The following is a 19,298-nucleotide window of genomic DNA, read 5'->3' on the forward strand; positions in this document are numbered from 1 at the left end:
GCCGCCCTGGCCAATGACGATATCGCATAAGGCGGGCGAGGGCGACGCTGCATCCGTGAAGTGGACCCCGCAAGGGGTCTTCACGGTCGCTTTCCTGGGCATGACCGCTGGCGTGCAGATGAGCGATATGGGCCTCCAGGCCATATCGCTTTCCGCCATCCAGAAAACCTTCGACGTCAGCGACGCCACCCTGGGTGCGCTGCAGGGACTTGCCGGCGTTCTGGTGGGTAGCGCGTTGGCCGTGCCGCTCGCGCGTTTCGCGGATCAGTTCTCGCGCAGGTGGGTGCTGTTATGCCTGATCCTGGCATCGACCGCGATGATGGTATTGAGCGCGCTGGCGCCCAATTTTCCGCTGTTTTTCATCGGCCGCTCGGCCGCCGGCATCACCGAGTTCGCGATGGTGCCGCTGGTGTATTCGATGATTCCCGACCTTGCTCCCGAGCGGCATCGTGTGATGGCGAATCTCAGTTTCGCCGCTTTGATGGCGGTGGGCGCCAGTAGCGGGTTCTACTTTGCGGGCCCGCTGCTTTCCACCGCCCCCGACCTGATCCCCATGGACATCGAACCCTGGCGCAGCGCCTTCCTGCTGCTTGCCTGCGCCGGGCTGCCATTGCTGCTGCTTGCTACCCTGACGGCGGATCCACCCCGGCGCATGGGCGCGGCAGACTTCCAGGCTGGCGGCTCGCTGAAGCTGTTCTTGCGCCGGCGCAGGAAAGCCATCGGCTATTTCGCGGGTACGGCAGGCTGTCTTGCGCTGGCCGTACAGGCGTTCAACCAGTTGGTTTCACTGGCCCTGGAGCGCAGATTCGAGGCTCCTCCAGGCCAGATCGGCCATGCCATGGGGATTATCGTCCTGACGATCACCGTGGGATGCTTGCCCGTTGCGTGGTTGCTGGATCGCATGCTGACGCGGCGCCTGGGCCAGGCAGCGCGTCCATTGGTCATGGGTGGCTGCGCACTGATCGCGATCTTCGTGGCGGTGCTGCTGACCACCATAGACACGCTGGACCGCGCCTTTATCGTCGTCGGCGTCACCCTGTTCATGATGAGCACGGCCAATGCACTGGTCCCTACGATGCTGCAAGACATCATCCCCGCTACGTTCAGAGCGCGCAGCTTCGCAATATGGAGTTTTGTCGTCTCGGTATTCGGCGCGGCCGGCCCTTTGCTGGCGGGAACGCTGTCAGGCGCCGTGTTCGACGGGCATCTGGTGAATGCGATCGCCTTGACCGCTATCCCGGCGCTGATGATCTCCGCGTTTTGCGCCATGCAGTCCTTCTTGCTGACAGGCAAGGAACAGACCATGGCGGCCGGTCAGCACGCCTGAGCCCATCAGCTTGCCGCCGCCACGCAGTGCCGGGCAAAGGCCCAGAACAGCGCGGCTTGCGTGAACTCGGCGTGCTGATCATCGCTTTCCTGGTGCCCGCTGTCCGGGTTCAAAAGCAGCACTGCCGGATTGCCGCCAGTGGAATGGTGGCGAATGTTGGCCAGCAGCTTGGCCGGCTCCCAATAAGGCACGCGGTCATCTTTCAGGCCGGCCGTGCACAGTATGGCGGGGTAGGCGGCTTGTTGTACATTTTCGTAGGGTGAGATGCCCGCAATATGATCGTAAGCGCCGGGGTCCGAAAGCGGATCGCCCCAATCCGGGCGCAACAGGGGCACCAGGGGGTGGCCGGCATCGCTCATGGTATTGAGCATATCGACAAAAGGGACTTGCGCGATCACGCCGGCCCACATGTGCGGTTCCAGGTTCATGGCGCCGCACACCAGCAGCCCGCCGGCCGAAACGCCATGGGCCACGATCTTGCCCGGCGCCGTATAGCCGATGTCCAGCAGGTGCCGCGCACAAGCGATGAAATCCGTCATCGAGTTGCGTTTTTTCTCTCGGCACCCTTCCTGATACCAGTTTCGGCCTTTTTCCGATCCGCCGCGGACATGCGCGATGGCATAGCGGAATCCGCCATCCGTCAGCACGGTTGCAGGCAAGGAAAAGCTGGGCTCGCAGGAGATGCCATAAGCGCCGTATCCCGTCAGCAGCAAAGGCAATGGGGTGTCCGCGGGGGCATGGGCGGGGGAGAGCACGGTGATGGGAATGATTTCCCCATCGTCTGCCTGCGCGTGCAGGCGCTCGACGCGATAATCCGCAGGGTCAAAACTGTTCAGGTGCTTCTGCGCCACCACACGGCACTGTCCGTCGGAGAAACTGACGTCCATCCAGCGTGGCGGGCTGGCCGGCGTCTGGTGCACAATGCGCACCTGCCGGGCGTGGTACGACTGGGCAGGCGCGAGCTCAATAGCGTACGCCGGTTCATCGAAATCGATGGATGTTTCCGTGCCGTCGCCATACAGCAGCACAAGGCGATGCAAGCCCTCCACGCGCTCGAGCCGTACGAGCGCATCGGCAAAAGGCAGGACGGCAATGATGGGGGTGTTGGTGCGATGCGGCACCCACTCTCGCCGCAGGGCAAAGTTCGTAGGGTCGATCTCCAGCAGCTTGCCATCCATGGCGCCGTCTTCATCCGTCAGCATCAGGAGCGCATTGTTCCACTCGTTGAGTTCATAGCGGACGCCGCGCCGGCGCGGCCGCACGCGCTGCGGCGGGGCGGTCTCGGCTCCGGCTGCTATCAAGTGAACCTCGCTCACGTCGGGGCCGGCGAGCGTCAGCGCAATGAAGCCATCGGCGGCCGTGCGGGCAACCTGCATGAAGAGGGCAGGGTCGTGCTCCTCATAGACCAGCACCGGCTCGCCCCCCTCGGCCGGCGAGCGGTACAGGCGGGTCGGTCGGCTGCATGCATCGCGCCAGATCCAGAACAGGTAACGCGACGAGGGAGAGAACGTAAAGCCGCCATAGCCAAAGGCGTCGGCCTGCGCCACCGTACGAATCACGCCGCTGTCCATATCGAGAATGCAAATACGGTGGCGATCATCCCCCCGCACGTCCTCTGCCCAGGCAAAGTAGCGGCCGTCGGGGCTGGGCTGATGGCCGGTGGCGCGGTAATAGGCATGGCCGCCGGCGCGCTCGGCCTCGTCGAACAGTTCCTGCGTGGCGCCATCAGGCGATACGCGGAAAAAAATCCGGTGCGCGTGGCCGGCCGGCAGTGTGAAGTCGTAATGCCAGCCTTGGGACGAGGCAGGCAAGGGCTCACTGAACCCGGACGCCCTTGTGGTCATGCGTTCGTAGAAGTATTCGGCATCAGCGGCCAGGGGATGCAGCATGCCCTGGGCGTATGCCATCTCCGCTTCCAGATGCTCGCGCAAGCGCGCAGGCAACACATCCAGCGTACGCGAGCCGGCTGGCGGAATGAACCTCATCCAGGCATAGGCATCAATGCGCGTGCGCCCAAGCTGCCGGATCTCCAGCTCTTCGCGTGGCGCTGCGGGCGGGGTCATGTCGGGCCAACGGGCCGTGGGCAGGCGTGATGAAGCAATGGGCATGGGCTGGATGGCGCAGGGGTGACGTCGCCACGGCTGTGTCGCCGTGCATGAGACATAGGTTTCTTTGTCGGTAATATAGCGTCTTTTGGCGACAGCCCGGCGCGTAAGGGTTTGCCTCGGCCTGGAAACTTGAACGATAATGAAACGATTCCTGTTCCTGTCTTCGACACCTTTGCATGTTCCGCCGCCGCTCCGCCCCCTCGCCCGAGCACATGGCGCCGCTTCAGTCCGCCTTCATTGGACGATTGAGCCCCCTGGCCAGCAGCTTGGCAATCGGCAATGATAGCGGCCGCGCCATGCCGGGCGGGCAGCTCATCTTGCCGGATGTCATTGCGGACAGGCTGCAATGCTTCTCCTCCGGTCTGCCCGACGCGACGCGTCAGTCCTTGGTGGCCTTATGGCTGCGCTGGCACGCCGCGCGCCTGTTGGCGGCCGTGCTGATCCCCGCCCTGGTGATCGACAGGCGCTTTCCCGCCAGGCTCGATGCATGCGGCGTGGTCTTCACCGGCGAAACAGCGTATCCGCAGGCGATTCAGGTCTCCGACACGGGCGCCGTGTTTGCGACGGATGATCCTTTCAGCCGTTTCGATGAGCTGGTCTGGCAGCACCTGGACCCCTTCATCGCCGCATTGGCGCGCCATGGCCGGACTTCCGCCAGCCTGCTCTGGGGCAATACAGCCATTCAGTTTGATTGGTTCGTCCAGCAGATTGTGGCAGAGATGAATAGCCGCGGCATGTCACCCAAGTGCGATGCCTGGGCGCTGTTCGGCGCCCGTTTCTGGCCAGGCGGCCAGCCCAATCCATTGTTTGAGCCATGGTGGATGATGCCGGCGGGCCACGAGGGCCCGCGCAGGCGCAAGGTCTGTTGTCTTTACTACAAACTGGAGCCGGGCAACAAGCTGTGCGGCGACTGCCCCATCGGCGTCAAGCTTTAAGCCGGGTGAACTGCCGCCTTGGCCTAAGCGCGTGAAGGTTAATATGACGAAGCACCGCACATACTGTGGCGCCGCAGCGTTGCATAACCCCTAGGGAGGCTGTAGATGTCTCAACAAGCCTTGGCTGCCAAGCTCGAGCAGCCTGTCGACGATGAACGTGATCACGTTCTAGGCCCGCAGGACGCCCAGATCACCGTGCTTGAATATGGCAGCTATGCTTGCCCGTATTGCCGCGCGGTAAACGACCATATCGTCAAGCTCAGGCATGAGTTCGGCGACCGCTTGCGTTACGTCTTCCGCCATTATCCTTTGCCTGGCAGCGATATCGCGCTGCGCGCCGCCCAATTGGTCGAGCATGCCGAAGATGACGAGCGCTTCTGGAATGCGCACGTCACCTTGATGACGCGCTCGCACGCATTGACCGACGATGACCTTGCTCAAGTGGCACTCGATCTCGGCGTGCCCGGTCACGATCCACAGCGCGCGGCCGCAGCCGCTGCCCGGGCCCAAACCCATCTTGACGAAGATGTCCGCAGCGCTCGTGCGAACAGGGTTGCGATTACACCGACCTTCTTTGTCAACGGCCGACGCTATGACGGCCCCTGGGATGAGAGCTCATTCACCGACGCCATGCTGCGCACGCCGGGGCACCGCCTCCGCAGCGCCGCCGAAGATTTTGCCGGCTGGGCGCCTGCCGCGGGTGTTTTATTGCTGCTCGCGGCGGTGCTTGCGGTGCTGCTTGTCAATTCCGCTGCCGAATCTATGTTCACGCAATTTTGGCAGAGCCCGCTGGGCGTCTCGTTCGGAGATGCGGCATTCAGCATGTCGCTGCTGCACTGGGTCAACGACGGGCTTCTGACATTTTTCTTTCTGGTCGTTGGGCTGGAGATCAAGCGCGAGTTTACGATAGGGCACCTTGCCGACCTGCGTGCCGCCGCCTTGCCTGTTGCCGCCGCGCTGGGCGGCATGGTCGTGCCCGCACTGGTCTACGCGCTGATCGTATCCAACGAGCTATGGTCACATGGCTGGGGCGTGCCCATGGCCACGGATACCGCATTCGCCGTGGCGCTGATCGTCATGATGGGAGACCGGGTTCCCACTTCGCTGCGCGTTTTCCTGACCGCCGCCGCGATCGTGGATGACATTGGTTCTATTGTGGTGGTGGCGCTGTTCTATTCGGACACGCTGCACATGGAATACCTGGGCGCTGCTGTATTGCTTGTCGGCGCCCTGGCCCTGCTGAACCGCGCACATATTTACCGGGTTGCCCCCTATGCCGCAGTGGGTATCTTGCTGTGGGCCTGCGTCCATGCAAGCGGACTGCACGCGACCTTGGCTGGGGTGCTGCTTGCCCTGTTCATCCCCACCCGGCCGCCCGTGAACATGGTGGCGCTGACCGCCCAGGCCGATGCCATCCTGAATGCGGAGGCCCGCCGCAGCGAGGAAGTTTTGCAAAGCGGCCCTTCCTTGCCGGCCTTGAAGGCGTTCGACGCCCTGCACGATCGATTGGAGTCGCCCGCCGCCCGTGTATTGCGCATACTTGGGAGCCGCTCCAGCTACGTCGTCTTGCCTTTGTTCGCGTTGGCCAATGCGGGCGTCGCGATTGCCCCGGGCATCATGGATGGGCATGGCTCGCTGGCCCTGGCCATCATCGCCGGACTGGTTGTCGGCAAGCCGCTGGGACTATTCGCCGCATCGTGGGTAGCGGTCAGGCTGGGGCTGGCCAAGAAGCCCTCGGACTATTCATGGCGCCAGCTCGCTGGCGCGGGGGCGCTTGCCGGCATAGGCTTCACGATGTCGCTGTTCATTGCCGGCCAGGCATTCCCCGCCGCCGCCGATTTTGACGCCGCCAAGGCGGCGATCTTCATCGGCTCCATTATTTCTTCGCTTGTCGGCGTGGCCATCTTGTGGAGCGCCGATCAGGGTGAGCGTTCCGAATGATCAAAATCGATAATTGACGAACGCTATTTTGTTCCCGTCAGGGTCGCGCACGTACGCCGCATACTGGGCTTCCCCATACTCCGGCCGAGGGCCTGCTGGACCTTCATCGGCTCCGCCGAGCTCCAGGGCGAGGGCATACAGGCGGTCGATCTTTGCCGGGTCTTCTACCCGAAAGGCAATCATCGAGCCGTTGCCCACAGAGGCCGCTTTCTTGTCGCGCGGGTAGCCGACAAAGAAAAGAGGCTGTGATGCGTCGCCAGGCAAGCCCCATGAGGTGATTTGTTCATCGCGCCAGCGGACGGTCATTCCCATTTCCTGGAACAAGGGGTCGTAAAACCGAATGGAACGCGCCAAGTTGTTCGTTCCGAGCATTGTGTAATGGATCATGATTTCTCCGTTCTGACGGCACCTAATCACAGTGGACTTTGATGCAAGCGGCTGACCAGCACCGTCACTGTGGTCAAGCTGCTGCGGGTGCGGTTGTTTCGCGGGTGCGTTACTTCGTCAGGCAGCCATGGTCCATCCAGCCAACCCGGCCAGCGCCACAACAATGGCCGGGGGTGCGCGTCCTGCGGTCAATAGGCCGAATGCCGCCAGCGCCAATCCAAAATCACCCTTGCTATGGATGGCGCTGGTCCACACCGGATGATAAAGGGCTGACAGGAGGATGCCCACTACGCCGGCATTGATACCGGCCATTGCGGTCTGGATGCCGGGTCGGTGGCGAAGGGTTTCCCAGAAAGGCAAGGCAGCGATCAGCACGAGTAATCCGGGCAGAAAGATCATGCCCAGCAATGCCAGGCCGCCCGTCCAGCCATTCAATGCCCCTTCGGCTATGGCGCCGAGATAAGCGGCAAAGGTGAATAGCGGCCCTGGCACGGCCTGTGCAGCACCGTATCCCGCAAGAAAGTCGGCATTGCTGACTGCGCCGCTGGGTACCACGGTTGCTTGCAGCAGCGGCAGCACAACATGCCCGCCGCCAAAGACGAGCGCGCCGGAGCGGTAGACCCCTTCCAGCAGCGCTGCCATGGATGAGCCCGTGGCCGCCGCCCACAGTGGCAGCCCGATAAGCAGCGTGGCGAACAGCAGCAATGCCAAGATTCCCAGCTTGCGTGATATGAAGTAGTTGTCGGGCGGACTTGAGGCCGCTTGTGAAGGCTTCAGCCACCAACGGCCGATCAACCCGGCAGCGATGATGGCGGCGATTTGCCCGGTTGCCGATGGCAAGGCCAAAGTCAGCAATGCCGCCAGGATGGCCAGCGCGGCGCGCGGGCGATCGGGGCACAATGACTTGGCCATCCCCCACACAGCTTGCGCCACGATGGCCACGGCCGCCACTTTGAGCCCATGCACCCAGCCGGATTCAGCCATGCCCTCATATTGTGCGATTCCCAGGGCAAATAGAATCAACGCGATTGCCGATGGCAGGGTGAAGCCTGCCCAGGCGGCCAACAGGCCCGGCCAGCCAGCGCGGCCTAGCCCCAGCGCCATGCCGACCTGGCTGCTGGCCGGCCCAGGCAGGAACTGGCATAAGGCCACCAGATCCGAATAGCTGCGGTCGCTCAGCCATCGGCGGCGCTCGACGAATTCAGAGCGGAAATAGCCCAGGTGCGCGATCGGGCCGCCGAAGGACGTTAGCCCCAGCTTGAGGAAAGCGCCGAAGACTTCGGCTGGGGTGCCGCGGGGAGCAGCGACAAGAATATTGACGTCAGGCGTCATGGTCGGCAGCGTCCAGCAAGGCTTTGTTGCTTAGGCCATCAAGGCCAGGCATCAGGCCGCCCTTTCCACGATAGACAGGCAGGCGCACGGGCTTGGCCGGCATCCGCTGCTTCTGTAGGCGCAGCTGCTGCCCTTCCTCGATCAGACGGGTTAAGTTCGTGCGCTGTCGCGCAGCGGCGACTTTTGCTTCAGCGAGTAAGGTGTCGTTCAGGTCGAGAGTGGTTTTCATGGATTGATCCTCTCAATACGGATTTCTATATTTAATCCGCGTCACTATAAGGTGCAACCATGATGAGTACCACGGTTGGCCGGGTTGGGTGTGGCCGGCTCGGCGATGTGATTGGCAATGACCTATAATGTATCGCAATTGCTATGCAAGTATCCGAGGGTAGTATGAAAACCGCCACATTTCCACCGCTCAGGGTTGACCCGCAGTTGCGCCAAGACACTGAAAGCGTCTTGCGTGAAGGAGAAAGTCTGTCGCAGTTCATCGAACAGGCCGTACGCAGTCAGGTTGAGCTACGCAAAGCCAATGAAGCCTTCCTGGCGCGTGGCTTGGCCTCGCGCGACCGGGCCCGGCAGACTGGTCACTATGTCGACGCCGATGTGGTATTGGGCAAATTGCACGCCAAGCTGGATGCGGCCAAGGCGCGTACCAGTCGCTCATGAGCTATACCGTTCGTTTTACGGAGGAAGCCGAGGCGGACTTAGTGAGGCTGTACGAATTCTCATTAGAGCAAGACCCGCACAGCACGGAGTTAGCTGAGCGGGCCTTGGCGCGTATTGTCCAGGCGATCGATTTATTGAAGCAGTTCCCGTTTACATGCCGCAAGGCATCGGCCCACGCCCCTTATCTGCGCGAGCTGGTGATCTCGTTTGGCGCCGCTGGATATGTGGCGCTTTTCGAGATCGAGCCCGACGACATCGTGACAATACTGGCCGTGCGTCATCAGCGCGAGTCGGACTACCATTGAGATGCGCTGCTGCTTGCAAATAATCAGGATGACAGCAGCAGATCGTCGCGCTGTATGCCACGATGCGGAAATGTCGCCAGACTCTCGCAGTAGGAGACGATGGCATCGACATAGTGCGCCGCCGTGCGTGGCGAACCCGCATGCACGATGTAGTCCTCAATGGCATCGAGTTGCGCCAAGGCTTGTGGCGCAAACTGAACGGTGTAGCTCACGCCCCGTCCGTACCCGTGCGGCTGCGGCGCTTCTTCGCCAAGTGTTCACGCACCTGATCTGCTGACAGCGCATTTTCGGGCGCGGCCTTCAGCGCCTGTGCGGCCGGAACGACTTGCTCACGCAGTCATGTTTCCACGGCGCGGTCGCGGGCCAGAAGCGTGCGCAGGCCGTCTCGGATAACTTCGCTTTCAGTGGCTACTCGCCGGTGGCAACCTTGGCCTTGACTACATCCGCCATTTCGTTCGGCAAGGTGATGCTGAATTGTTGGGTCGTGCGCATGATCGGCACTCCTTCAAGATGTTATAGGATTTAATCCTGCTCTGTTTAAGAGCGACAAACAAATCGGTCCTTCACCAGCAAAGCAAGGAGCGAGCTGAAGGGCAACGCGGGGTGCGCGGGCAGTCACGCAAAGAAAAAGCCCCTGACTCCATAAGAATCAAGGGCTTGAGCATTCTGGTGGCCTGGGGCGGAATCGAACCACCGACACAAGGATTTTCAATCCTCTGCTCTACCGACTGAGCTACCAGGCCATCGAAAGGCGAAATAATACACGAAAATAAAAATGTGTGCTTTGCGCCACGCGAAACCGGCCATCTTACCTAAAGCTTGCGCCATCGCAAACGGATATTTCAGTAAAAACCCGTAAGGCGACTATAATCCAACTTGTTTCAAGTACTTGCGACTTTTTTAAACGGCCATGTCTGTCGATGTCTTAACTTTCGGTCTCAATCACGTCTCCGCTCCGGTTTCGGTGCGCGAGCGCGTGTCGTTTCCGCTTGACGTCCTCAAGCCTGCGCTCGATGGCCTGCGCGCCACGTTTGGCTCGTTGGTCAAAGAAGCCGCCATTCTTTCCACCTGTAATCGCACGGAAATCTACTGTGCGGCCGAGCCGCAGGTGCAAGAACATATGCCGGCCTGGCTGGCCGATTTCAACCGCCTTGAAGCAGGCAGCCTGCAGCCGCACCTGTATCAATATCAACAGAATGCGGCGGTTCGCCACGCGTTCCGGGTAGCCAGCGGCCTGGACTCCATGGTGCTGGGCGAGCCGCAGATACTGGGCCAGATGAAAGACGCGGTGCGCGCGGCCGAACAGGCCGGCGCCCTGGGCACCTTGCTGCATCAACTGTTCCAGCGCACGTTCTCGGTTGCCAAGGAAGTGCGCTCGCAAACCGCCATTGGGGCGCACTCGGTATCGATGGCCGCCGCGGCGGTGCGTTTGGCCGAACGCGTATTTGGCGATTTGTCGCAGGCCAGCGTCCTGTTCATTGGCGCGGGCGAAATGATCGAGCTTTGCGCCACCCACTTCGCGGCCCTGCAGCCCAAGCACATGGTGGTGGCCAACCGCACGCTGGAACGCGCCGATTTGTTGGCGTCCCGCTTCGTGGCAAAAACCATGAAGCTGTCCGATATCCCCGACAAGTTGTCCGATTTCGATGTCATCGTGTCCTGTACGGCAAGCACCTTGCCCATCCTTGGCCTAGGGATGGTCGAACGGGCTACCCGCTCCCGGCGCCATCGTCCCATGGTCATGGTCGATCTGGCCGTGCCGCGCGATATCGAAACCGAAGTCGGGCGCCTGGCCGACGTCTACCTGTACACGGTCGACGATCTGGGCCGCATGGTGCAAAGCGGCACTGACGCGCGCCGCGCGGCGGTGGTGCAGGCGGAGGCCATCATCGAAACGCGGGTGCAGCATTTCATGCATTGGCTGCAATCGCGCGAAATCGTGCCCGCCATCATTGACTTCCAACAGGCGGCCGAACAGGTTCGCCAGAACGAACTGGAACGCGCCCGCCGCCTGCTGGCCCGAGGCGAATCGCCCGAGCTGGTGCTGGAGCAACTGGCCCACGGCCTGACTCAAAAGTATATGCACGGCCCCTTGGCCGCGCTGAACCGCAGTGAAAGCGAAGAACGCCAACAATTGCTTGCGCTGCTGCCGCGCCTGCTTCCCACGACAGAACGCCGCCGTTAGCGACGCTGTGGCTGTACCCGCCAGGCCGCGCCCGCGTTCTTCAACTGCTTAAACTCCTTTTTACTTATGAAATCTTCCATGCGCGATCGGTTGGAGCAATTGGCTCACCGATTGATCGAAGTCGATGCCCTGTTGGCTGAACCCGAAATTGCCGGCGATATGGACCGGTACCGGAAAATAACGCGCGAGCGTGCCGAGCTCGAGCCTGTGGTGACGGTCTTCAACAGTTTTCTGGCGACCGAAGGCGATATCGAAGCGGCGCAGGAAATGATGTCTGATCCCGATATGCGGGCGATGGCCGAGGAAGAGCTGAAGCTGGGCAAAAGCAGGATAGAGGCGCTGGAAGCCGAGCTGCAGGTGCTGCTGCTGCCGCGCGACCCCGATGACAGTCGCAGTGTTTTCCTGGAAATCCGCGCAGGCACGGGGGGCGACGAAAGCGCCTTGTTTGCCGGTGATCTGCTGCGCATGTACAGCCGCTATGCCGAAAACAAAGGCTGGCGCGTCGAGCTGATGTCGGCCAATGAGTCCGAGATCGGCGGCTACAAGGAAGTGATTGCGCGCGTGGATGGCGATGGGGTCTATGGCCAGATGAAGTTCGAGTCGGGTGCGCACCGCGTGCAGCGTGTGCCCGAGACTGAAACGCAGGGCCGCATTCATACGTCGGCCTGCACGGTGGCGGTGCTGCCCGAGGCGGACGAGCAAAGCGACATTGTGATCAACTCGTCGGATTTACGCATCGACACCTTCCGTGCCAGTGGCGCGGGCGGCCAGCACATCAACAAGACCGACTCCGCGGTGCGCATTACCCATCTGCCCACGGGACTGGTGGTGGAGTGCCAGGACGACCGTTCGCAGCATCGCAACAAAGACAAGGCCATGCAGGTGCTGGCGGCCCGCCTGAAAGACAAGCAGCAGCAAGAGCAGCACGACAAAGAGGCCGCGCAGCGCAAGAGCCTGGTGGGCACGGGCGACCGCTCCGAACGCATACGCACCTACAATTATCCGCAGGGCAGGGTAACGGATCACCGCATCAACCTGACGCTGTACAAGTTGGGCAACATCATGGAAGGCGACCTGGACGAGCTGACGGGTGCGCTGCGGGCCGAGCATCAGGCCGAGCAGTTGGCCGCCCTGGGGCACGGCTAGGCGGCATGGGCATGGATAGCGTGCACAGCGTGTCGCAAGGCAGTCCGCTGCCCCGGCTGGAGGTGCACATGCTGTGGCAGCATGTATTGCAGGTGCCGCGCGCCTGGCTGATTGCCCACGACCGGGACCCTTTGGCCCCGGAAGCCGTCACGCGCTTTCTGGCGCTGCAGGAGCGCCGCCAGGCAGGCGAGCCCATGGCCTATATCCTGGGTTCGCGGGAATTCATGGGGCATGATTTCAAGGCGACGCCCGCCGCGCTGATTCCCCGGCCAGAGACTGAACTTCTGGTCGAGACTGCGTTAGACTATCTTCGTGAACGCGCCACGCCCAGGGTGCTTGATCTGGGTACAGGTACGGGGGCCATCGCCATTTCGATTGCTCTGGCTTGCCCGGCGGCAACGGTGTTCGCCAGCGATGTCAGCCCCGATGCCCTGGCGCTTGCGCGGTTGAATGCGCAGCAGTTGGGGGCCCGGGTCGAGTTTTTGCACGGGAGTTGGTACGATGCCCTGGCTGGCCATAGTGGCTTTGACCTGATTGTGTCGAATCCGCCGTATATTGCCGCCGGCGATCCGCATCTGGCGCAGGGCGATGTGCGGTTCGAACCCAGGCTGGCCCTGACGGACGGTCACGACGGCCTTGCGGCCTTGCGTGCGATTGTGCAAGGGGCCGGCGCGAAGCTGGCGCCGCGGGGCGCGCTGTTCATGGAGCATGGCTGGGATCAGGCGCAGGCGTTGCGGCAGTTGTTGCGGCTGGCGGGTTTCACGCAGGTGGCCAGCCTGCCCGATCTGGCCGGCATCGAACGGGTGACCGGCGGTATATATAATGAAGGATAGTCATCCAGACCATCCACTTTTTCCTGGAAAGAGCATCATGAGCGAAGTTCAAGATTTCATCCGTGAAACGGTCACGGCCAATCCGGTTGTGCTGTTTATGAAGGGCACGGCCCAGTTTCCGCAGTGCGGTTTTTCCGGCCGCGCCATTCAGGTGTTGAAGGCTTCCGGCGTGACCAAGCTGGTGACGGTCAATGTGCTGGACGACGAGGAAGTGCGCCAAGGCATCAAGGAATACTCCAACTGGCCGACCATTCCCCAGTTGTATGTGGCGGGCGAGTTCATCGGCGGTTCCGACATCATTGCTGAAATGTACGAAAACGGCGAGCTCGGCAACGTATTGAAAGAGGCCGGGGCGCTTGCGTGACCAGCAAACGCCGGCTGGTTGTCGGGGTAACCGGTGCCACGGGCGCCATTTACGCCGTGCGCATGCTGCAGGCGCTGCGTGCCGTTACCGATGTTGAAACGCACCTGGTGGTGTCCCCGCCGGGTGTGCTCAATATCAAATACGAACTGAACCAGACCCGCCAGGACATCCATGCCCTGGCGGATCGCGTCTACAGCTTCCGCGATGTGGGCGCCACGCTGTCCAGCGGCGGCTTTGCCACGGCGGGCATGGTGGTGGTGCCGTGCTCCATGCGCACGTTGGCCGCTGTAGCGCATGGCTTGTCCGACAATCTGATCACGCGCGCGGCCGACGTCACGCTCAAAGAGCGCCGGCGGCTGGTCATGATGGTGCGGGAAACGCCGCTGAATCTGGCGCATCTGCGCAATATGACGGCCGTGACTGAAATGGGCGGCATCATCTTTCCGCCGCTACCGGCCTTCTATCATCATCCTGAAACGCTGGACGACATGGTCGATCACACCGTGGCCCGCGTGCTGGAGCTTTTCGATATCCACGTGCCGGGCCCCCATTGGGACGGCATTGCGCCCGGGCCAGGCCAGGCGTCCTCCAGCACCTGACCTGGGGGCGCCCGGCCAAGGCCGGGCAAGCCTTCAACGCTTCAACTACCTTCATCCAGGGCTGGCCGCATGGTCTGCCCGGCTGCGGGTGTTGGCCCCGTTGAGTGTTTCAGGGCGTCGACGCCGCGTACGTCCACGGGGGCGGCATAACCCAGCTTGTCGCGCCCGAAATGCAGCACGGTCTGCGGGTAGGGCAGTTCGATGCCGGCGGCGTCGAAGCGCTGCTTGACCAGCCGGTTGAAGCCGCGCTGTATGGCCCACTGGTTGCCCGGCGTGGTCTTGATCAGTACGCGTATGGTGAAACCGCGGTCGGTCAGGCCCGTTACGCCGGGTATGGAAATATCTTCCAGCACCTCGCGCGCAAGCGCCGGATCGTCCATCAGATCCTTGAAGGCCAGTTCCAGCTGCGCGATGGCCTCATCGACGTTCTCGCGGTGCGCGACGTTGTACTCGCCATAGTGGTAGCCGTAGTCGCGCGTATGGTTGGTCAGCTTGTCGATGGTCGAGAAAGGGATCAGGTGATAGCCGCCGTCCAGCGTGCGAATCACGACCGAGCGGATGGTGATCTTCTCGACGGTGCCGAAAATACCGGCCAGCTCGACCACGTCGTTCTGGTTCATGCCATTTTCCAGCTGGATGAAGACACCGGTAATCACGTCCTGAACCAGCTTCTGGGCGCCAAAGCCGATGGCCAGGCCGGCAACCCCCGCGCCGGCAATCAGCGGTCCGATATTGATGCCGATCTGGGACAGCACGATCAGCACGGTCATGGTGGCAATGACCACGGCGGCCGCGTTGCGGAACAGCATGAGGAGCGTTTTCTCGCGTTCGCTGGGCCGGTGGGTGCCGCTGGATATGCCCAGGCGATGCTCGATCAGGCTGGCCAGCACGGTCCAGCTCAGCGCTGCCAGGGCCAGAATAATCCCTACCCGGAAGACCAGCGCCACGGTCGCCCGGCCATTGTCCGACTCCAGCCAGGCAAGCAGATCGAATGCATGCCAGGCGTCCAGGACGACCAGCGACACCGTGATCAGGATCAGTAGGCGCAGGGTTTTCAGGGTGGCCGGCACATAGGCGTTGATGCGAGTCTCCAGCAAAGGCAGGGCGCGGCGCCAATCGTCCGGCAGCTGGATGCGGCGCGACAGCAAGGACGACAGCGCCGCCGCCAGGATCAGGCCGATCACCACCGCGGCAACCGTTTGTATGGTGGCGCGCGCCATGAAAGCCAGGGCCTGGTCGTGGTCCGCCTGGCTGACGACCAGCAGCATCGTAAAGTAGGCCAGCGCGATCAGGTGCCAGACGCGTCCCAGCACACGAAGCAGGGTGCCGAATAGGGCGGTGCTGGATTGTTCGGCCCGCTGCACCAGTCCGGCCCGTACCGCCTTGCGGTTCTTCCATACCACGCGTACGCCGTAAATATAGACGCCCAGCATGATGATCAGGCCGATGATCTTGGCGGCGGCGGGCAGGAAGACTGCTTCGGCGATGGGCACGACGACCAGCAGCCCGTAACCCGTCAAGCCGATCAGCAGTGTGAGCCAGTGATTCCAGTAGGCGGCCGCTTCAGGCGATAGCGGCAGCAGCCTGAGCTGATCGTAGCGGGTGGCGAATATGCCCCGTGAAACCGACTTGGCGATTTCTATCATGACAAAGGCGGTCAGGAACTGCAGGGCGAACAGGGTGTCGCCGCTGTGGCCGCCCGACAGGGCGGTGGACAGCACATAGCCGGCCAGTGCCGCCAACAGGGACGCGGCCACATCGATCAGGAAGGCGGCCAGTACGCCCAGCAGCCTGCGGCTCAGCGCCAGTGCGGCATAACGGTACCGCTTGACGGCGGGCGCCATATCGGACGGCTGCTGGGCCGAGGGGCCGGCTTTTCCTTTGCTGTCGTTCAGAATCCAGCTGTTCAGGCGGGCAAAGCCGAATTTGGCCAGCGTGCGAAAGACAAAATAGGCCAGCAGCGTACCCAGTATCGTGAACAGCAGTATGCGCAGGGCGGGCAAGGATGCGCGCAGGTGGTTGCCGGGGACGGGCTTGCCGCTGATGGCTGCCCGCACGGCGGTCATGGTCGCGGCCGTGTCGTGCAGGACGCCGGCGGTGAAGGTTTGCAGGCCTACGGCCAGGCGCTGCGACAGAGGCAGATCGGCGGGATCGCGCTGGACAGGGGTCTGTTCCGATGGGGCGGCGCCGGCGCCCCGGCTTGCTTCGCCTTCTGGCGCCAGGCCGCGCAATTGTTCAATGAGCTTGTCGCGCGCCTTGTCGTTTTCGAGCAGGTCGGCCAGCGCGGCATAGGACGGGTCATTGTCGGCCGTGGCCGGATCGGTCTGGGCGGTGGCGCTGGGGGTGAACACCGTGCCCATCAACAAGATGAGCACGGCGAAAAAAGAGGGGAGGAAAACGTGATGGATGAAGGTGTGTCTGTTTCTTGGTGCCACTAGGCAGACTCCTTGTAGGCGTTGGGCGGCGCGATGCCGCGCCGTACGGTTGGAATATCGTCCGGGTCCGGGTACAGGCCCATGGGCGGCTCGAGCGGGTCTTCATCGAAAGCCTTGTCGCCATTGTCGTCCGGCTGGCCGGTGGCGGCAAGGCCGGCAAAGTCGAATAGGTCCTTATCCATCAGGTGCGTGGGCACCACGCGCGACAAGGCGCCGAATACATTCCATGAGCGCCCGGGGAAGTGCTTGTCCCATTCAGCGATCATGCGGCCGACCTCTTTGCGCTTGAGGTTTTCCTGCGAGCCGCACAAATTGCAGGGAATGATCGGAAACTGCTTGAGTTGTGCGTAGGCAATGATGTCTTTCTCGGGAACATAGGCCAGCGGGCGGATCACAATATGCTGGCCATCGTCGGACATGAGCTTGGGCGGCATGGCCTTCATGCGCCCGCCGTAGAACAGGTTCAGGAAGAAAGTGCCCAGAATGTCGTCGCGGTGGTGGCCCAGCGCAATTTTGGTGGCGCCCAGTTCGGATGCAACGCGGTACAGAATGCCGCGCCGCAGGCGCGAACACAGCGAGCACATGGTTTTCCCTTCGGGGATCACGCGCGTGACGATGGAGTAGGTATCCTGGGTTTCAATGTGAAAAGGCACGCCCAGCGAGCGCAGGTAATCCGGCAGGATGTGGTCGGGGAAGCCAGGCTGTTTCTGATCCAGGTTGACGGCGATGATGTCAAAGTTGATCGGCGCGCGGGCCTTGAGCGTCAGCAGGATGTCCAGCATGCTGTACGAATCCTTGCCGCCCGACAGGCACACCATGACCTTGTCGCCCTCTTCGATCATATTGAAGTCGGTAATGGCGCGGCCTGTTTCGCGTATCAGGCGCTTGGCCAGCTTGTTTTCATTGACGCGCTGCTTTTGCGTGCGTCGGCTGTCGGCGGCGGTGTCCTGATCGGCGGTGGCGGGGCGAAGGGTGTCGGCGTGCATGGCAATAAAAATAAAAAAATGTCAGCGGCTGCGTTGCAGTTCAATGCCTACGGCGGCGCAATCGGAAAACGCCAGGGGCTTGCTGATGCGTATCTTGACAAGCTGCACTTGCGGGAATTCATCCAGTATCCGCTGGACGACGCGCTCGCTCAGGGTTTCCAGCAAATTCACATGGGCCTGGGTGCATTCGTCGACGATGGCATGGCGCAGCAAACGGTAGTCCAGCACGGTCTGGATATTCTGGTCGTGCACTTCCTGGGTGATATCGACGTCGAACTCCGCGTCGATGTGCAGCGGCTGGGTGGCGCGCAACTCATGTTCCAGGATACCAATGCGTGCGTCCAGGGCGAGCTGGCTGAAGAAGATGCGGCGGGTGGGCATAGCAGTGAGGCCTTGTAGAATTACAGGAATTGTAGTGCTTTAGCGCCGCGAGCGCGCCCGGCCGGCTGCCGGCGGACCAGCGCGGCGTGGCGGGCAGAGACTAAACGGTAGGCTGGAATCGATATGAGTGCGGGTAAGGGAAAGTATGACGCGGCCATTATTGGCGGCGGCCCGGCGGGCGTGTCGTGTGCCGTGTGGCTGGCGCGCCTGGGCTTGGCGCCTGTGCTGGTCGAGGCCAGCGAGTCGATAGGCGGACTGTGCCGGCGCAATCCGTTTGTAGACGAATGGAACGCGTCGCTGCCCGCCATGACGGGGCCTGAAGTGGCCGACAATCTGGCACTGAGCCTGGCGCAGGCTGGTGTGCCCACCCATCTGTCGTGTGTGGTCGAAGGCGTGCGCCTTGTTGCCGACGGCTTTGTGGTGGCGGGCACCGGGCTTGCCGAGCCGCTGCGGGCGCGTTATCTGGTGCTGGCCACCGGCGTGCGCGCGCGTGGCCTGTTTCCGCAGGACGGGCGTACCGGGGCTGCCGCCGAAGGGGTGCTGATCGGTCCGGGCGCGCATGTGGTGGCCCAGGATTTCCACGGCAAGCGGGTGGCGGTGTTGGGTGGAGGCGATAACGCGTTTGAAAACGCCTTGTATGCGCAGGAGCGGGGTGCGGCCAGCGTGCGTGTGTACGCGCGCAGCCTGCGGGCGCAGCGGCAGTTTGTACGGCGGTTTGATGCGGGCAACATGACGCTGGGGCCGTATACGGTGGACCCCGCGGCGCGTACGGTGAATGGCGAACGCTTTGATGTGATCATGGTGTTCTACGGCTGGGAGCCTTGCACGCAGTTCGCGGATGGCCTGGGTTTGCATCGCAGTGCGCGAGGGTTTATTGCGACCGATATGCAGACGGCGCAAACGAGCTGCGCCGGTGTCTATGCCATTGGCGAGGTGGCGCAGCGCCAGCATCCATGCGTGGTGACGGCGCTGGCCGATGGGGTGACGGCGGCGAAGGCGATCCAGGCGCGCATCGAAGCGGCGGTTTAGCTTGACGGCCGTTGTTTTTGGTTTTTGATGTGCCTCCTGTGGATATGCCAATCGTGCAGGTTCTTTAGAAAGGCTGGCGTGGCAAGGGCTGTTCCGGCTTCGCGCGCTACGGCCCTGGCTGCGCCAGGGCTGCCCGGTCCAGGCACGCAAATCGTGGCGAGTGCGGAACTCGGCCGGTCGGGCCAGTGGCCCGACATGCGTCGGCCTCAAGCAGGCCGCACTCTTGAATCCACGATTTGCGTGCCTGAACCGGCGTGCGCGAGGCGCCTGCACAGCCCTTGCCACGCCAGCCTTTTAATACCGTCGAAGGCTTGAAGGTTTTGGGTTTTCTGTCGT

The 19,298-nt window shown here is 62.3% G+C and carries 19 protein-coding genes, 1 tRNA gene and 1 pseudogene; 11 read left to right on the forward strand and 10 right to left on the reverse strand.

The genetic code is table 11. The annotated features are described in order from the left end of the window. Positions 1-13: 13 nt before the first annotated feature. Entirely contained in the window at positions 14-1,327 is a 1,314-nt protein-coding gene (locus tag RE432_RS07380; protein WP_310932651.1) for an MFS transporter, read from the forward strand. A 5-nt stretch (positions 1,328-1,332) separates the two neighbouring features. On the opposite strand, the gene RE432_RS07385 is transcribed toward RE432_RS07380, so the two are convergent. Further along, positions 1,333-3,435 carry a prolyl oligopeptidase family serine peptidase gene (locus tag RE432_RS07385; RefSeq protein WP_310932653.1) on the reverse strand — a complete coding sequence of 701 codons (2,103 nt, stop codon included), beginning with the start codon at positions 3,433-3,435 and terminating at the stop codon, positions 1,333-1,335. A 176-nt stretch (positions 3,436-3,611) separates the two neighbouring features. Between RE432_RS07385 and fhuF the strand changes: the two genes are divergently transcribed. Together fhuF and nhaA are read left to right on the forward strand one after the other, a co-directional pair. Further along, positions 3,612-4,370, forward strand: a complete 759-nt coding sequence (fhuF, locus tag RE432_RS07390) for a siderophore-iron reductase FhuF (protein WP_310932654.1) — start codon at positions 3,612-3,614, stop codon at positions 4,368-4,370. Positions 4,371-4,475: 105 nt separating this feature from the next. Beyond that, entirely contained in the window at positions 4,476-6,311 is a 1,836-nt protein-coding gene (gene nhaA / locus RE432_RS07395) for a Na+/H+ antiporter NhaA (RefSeq protein ID WP_310932656.1), read from the forward strand. Here the strand turns inward: nhaA and RE432_RS07400 are convergent, their stop codons facing one another. The 3 genes from RE432_RS07400 to RE432_RS07410 form a co-directional block, all read right to left on the reverse strand. Then, positions 6,312-6,698, reverse strand: a complete 387-nt coding sequence (locus tag RE432_RS07400; RefSeq protein WP_310932657.1) for a VOC family protein — start codon at positions 6,696-6,698, stop codon at positions 6,312-6,314. A gap of 117 nt (positions 6,699-6,815) precedes the next feature. Then, complete coding sequence (gene chrA, locus RE432_RS07405; protein ID WP_310932658.1) at positions 6,816-8,030, reverse strand: chromate efflux transporter; 1,215 nt, start codon at positions 8,028-8,030, stop codon at positions 6,816-6,818. After that, a complete protein-coding gene (locus RE432_RS07410) occupies positions 8,020-8,259 on the reverse strand; it encodes a DUF2191 domain-containing protein (protein ID WP_310932660.1) in 240 nt (79 codons plus the stop codon). The genes chrA and RE432_RS07410 overlap by 11 nt, the downstream gene beginning before the upstream one ends. A 164-nt stretch (positions 8,260-8,423) precedes the next feature. Between RE432_RS07410 and RE432_RS07415 the strand changes: the two genes are divergently transcribed. Next, complete coding sequence (locus tag RE432_RS07415; RefSeq protein ID WP_310932661.1) at positions 8,424-8,699, forward strand: YlcI/YnfO family protein; 276 nt, start codon at positions 8,424-8,426, stop codon at positions 8,697-8,699. Next, positions 8,696-9,004: a type II toxin-antitoxin system RelE/ParE family toxin gene (locus RE432_RS07420; protein ID WP_310932663.1), complete on the forward strand. Its 309-nt coding sequence runs from the start codon at positions 8,696-8,698 to the stop codon at positions 9,002-9,004. The genes RE432_RS07415 and RE432_RS07420 overlap by 4 nt, the downstream gene beginning before the upstream one ends. A gap of 23 nt (positions 9,005-9,027) precedes the next feature. On the opposite strand, the gene RE432_RS07425 is transcribed toward RE432_RS07420, so the two are convergent. The 3 genes and pseudogenes from RE432_RS07425 to RE432_RS07435 form a co-directional block, all read right to left on the reverse strand. Continuing rightward, complete coding sequence (locus tag RE432_RS07425) at positions 9,028-9,216, reverse strand: type II toxin-antitoxin system RelE/ParE family toxin (protein WP_310932664.1); 189 nt, start codon at positions 9,214-9,216, stop codon at positions 9,028-9,030. Beyond that, positions 9,213-9,496 (reverse strand): annotated as a pseudogene (locus RE432_RS07430) (type II toxin-antitoxin system ParD family antitoxin). Before RE432_RS07430 ends, RE432_RS07425 begins: the two are co-directional and overlap by 4 nt. A gap of 175 nt (positions 9,497-9,671) precedes the next feature. Next, a tRNA-Phe gene (locus RE432_RS07435) sits at positions 9,672-9,747 on the reverse strand. 167 nt (positions 9,748-9,914) lie between these two features. Between RE432_RS07435 and hemA the strand changes: the two genes are divergently transcribed. The 5 genes from hemA (at position 9,915) to RE432_RS07460 (ending at position 14,131) form a co-directional block, all read left to right on the forward strand. Further along, entirely contained in the window at positions 9,915-11,189 is a 1,275-nt protein-coding gene (hemA, locus tag RE432_RS07440; protein WP_310932665.1) for a glutamyl-tRNA reductase, read from the forward strand. 66 nt (positions 11,190-11,255) lie between these two features. After that, positions 11,256-12,335 carry a peptide chain release factor 1 gene (gene prfA, locus RE432_RS07445; RefSeq protein ID WP_310932666.1) on the forward strand — a complete coding sequence of 360 codons (1,080 nt, stop codon included), beginning with the start codon at positions 11,256-11,258 and terminating at the stop codon, positions 12,333-12,335. Between the two features lie 11 nt (positions 12,336-12,346). Continuing rightward, positions 12,347-13,168, forward strand: a complete 822-nt coding sequence (gene prmC / locus RE432_RS07450) for a peptide chain release factor N(5)-glutamine methyltransferase (protein ID WP_310932667.1) — start codon at positions 12,347-12,349, stop codon at positions 13,166-13,168. A 37-nt stretch (positions 13,169-13,205) separates the two neighbouring features. Further along, a complete protein-coding gene (gene grxD / locus RE432_RS07455) occupies positions 13,206-13,532 on the forward strand; it encodes a Grx4 family monothiol glutaredoxin (RefSeq protein WP_310932668.1) in 327 nt (108 codons plus the stop codon). Further along, a complete protein-coding gene (locus RE432_RS07460; RefSeq protein WP_310932669.1) occupies positions 13,529-14,131 on the forward strand; it encodes a UbiX family flavin prenyltransferase in 603 nt (200 codons plus the stop codon). The genes grxD and RE432_RS07460 overlap by 4 nt, the downstream gene beginning before the upstream one ends. Positions 14,132-14,172: 41 nt before the next feature. On the opposite strand, the gene RE432_RS07465 is transcribed toward RE432_RS07460, so the two are convergent. The 3 genes from RE432_RS07465 to folB are packed head-to-tail and all read right to left on the reverse strand — an operon-like array spanning position 14,173 to position 17,933. Beyond that, positions 14,173-16,566 carry a mechanosensitive ion channel domain-containing protein gene (locus tag RE432_RS07465; RefSeq protein ID WP_310932670.1) on the reverse strand — a complete coding sequence of 798 codons (2,394 nt, stop codon included), beginning with the start codon at positions 16,564-16,566 and terminating at the stop codon, positions 14,173-14,175. Further along, complete coding sequence (ttcA, locus tag RE432_RS07470) at positions 16,566-17,552, reverse strand: tRNA 2-thiocytidine(32) synthetase TtcA (protein WP_310932671.1); 987 nt, start codon at positions 17,550-17,552, stop codon at positions 16,566-16,568. Before ttcA ends, RE432_RS07465 begins: the two co-directional genes overlap by 1 nt. Before the next feature lie 21 nt (positions 17,553-17,573). After that, positions 17,574-17,933, reverse strand: a complete 360-nt coding sequence (gene folB, locus RE432_RS07475; protein ID WP_310932672.1) for a dihydroneopterin aldolase — start codon at positions 17,931-17,933, stop codon at positions 17,574-17,576. 123 nt (positions 17,934-18,056) lie between these two features. On the opposite strand from folB, the gene RE432_RS07480 reads away from it, so the two are divergent. Then, positions 18,057-18,962, forward strand: a complete 906-nt coding sequence (locus RE432_RS07480; RefSeq protein WP_310932673.1) for an NAD(P)/FAD-dependent oxidoreductase — start codon at positions 18,057-18,059, stop codon at positions 18,960-18,962. Positions 18,963-19,298 lie beyond the last annotated feature (336 nt).

Origin of the sequence: Pusillimonas sp. SM2304 (genome assembly GCF_031628915.1) — a bacterium.
GTDB lineage: Bacteria > Pseudomonadota > Gammaproteobacteria > Burkholderiales > Burkholderiaceae_B > Pusillimonas_C.